General features: G+C 63.8%; 1 protein-coding gene. It reads left to right on the top strand.

The genetic code is table 11. The features are described from left to right. Positions 1-1,255, top strand: a 1,255-nt coding sequence (locus tag AUR66_RS01865; RefSeq protein ID WP_058570825.1) for an MATE family efflux transporter, incomplete at both ends; no start/stop codon positions are given.

The raw sequence follows: 1,255 nt of genomic DNA, 5'->3' as shown, positions 1-1,255 counted from the left end.
GGTGGCATACAACCTCGCCGACACGGTGTGGCTTGGCCGCCTCTCGACTGACGCCGTCGCCGCTATCAGCCTCGCATTCCCGCTCATCTTCCTCCTCATCTCCGTGGGCGGGGGGTTCACCGTCGCAGGGAGTACGCTCGTCGCCCAGTACACCGGCGCGAAGAGTGAAGGCTCCGCCGGCACCGTCGCCGGTCAGACGCTCACGTTCATCACACTCATCGCCATCACCGTGGGCGTCATCGGATTCTTCGCCACCGACGCGATGCTCGCCGTCCTCCCGAGTTCACCAGCGACCGCAGGTCAGGTCATCCCCCTCGCCGGCGACTACATGCGCGTGTTCTTCCTCGGATTGCCGTTTCTCTTCGGTTTCTTCGTCTTCTCTGCGCTCATGCGCGGGTACGGGAACACCCGAGCACCGATGGTCGTGATGTTCGTCAGCGTCGTCATCAACGTCCTCATCGACCCCATCTTCATCTTCGGCTTCGAGTCGAACCCACTGTTCGGTATGCTCGGCCTCCGGGGCCTCGAAACGAGTCTCCTCGCTGCGACTGGGTTCGACGGCCTCGAAGTGGCCGGGGCAGCGTATGCGACGGTCCTCTCGCGCGGCGTCGCTACTGTCATCGGCATCTACGTCATCTTCGGCACCTCCGCCGGCCCAGACGTCCAACTCTCGGACTTCCGACCACAGTTCGAGTACATCAAGAAAATCGTCGACATCGGCGTTCCGAGTGCTATCGAGCAGTCGGCGACGGCACTCGGGTTCATCACCCTCACCGCGATGGTCGTCACGTTCGCCCCGGAAGTCGTCGCCGCGTTCGGCCTCGGTAACCGCCTCACGTCACTGGTGTTCCTCCCCGCACTCGGCCTCGGTCGTGCGACCAACACTATCGTCGGGCAAAACCTCGGTGCACAGAAACCTGACCGCGCCGAGAGCGCCGTCTGGTTGGCGGCGAAAGTCGGCGCGAGCGTCATGGTCGTCATCGGCGTCGTCGCCTACCTCTTCGCCGAACCAATCGTCGGGTTCTTCATCTCGACCGGCACCGAGTCGGCCGCCCAGACCATCGACCTCGGCGTCGAGTACGTCCGCATCCGTGCCTTCGAGTTCGGCTTTATCGGCGTCCTGCAAGTCGTCCTCGGCGCGTACCGTGGTGCCGGAAACACCAAGACTGCCCTCAGTTTCTCACTGCTCGCGCTCTGGCTTGGCCGGGTTCCCACCGTCTACCTGCTGTCGTTCCAGTTCGGGTTCGCCGAGACG

Origin of the sequence: Haloferax profundi, from assembly GCF_001469865.1 — an archaeon.
Taxonomy (GTDB): domain Archaea; phylum Halobacteriota; class Halobacteria; order Halobacteriales; family Haloferacaceae; genus Haloferax; species Haloferax profundi.
This window is presented reverse-complemented; position numbering and strand designations above follow the sequence as displayed.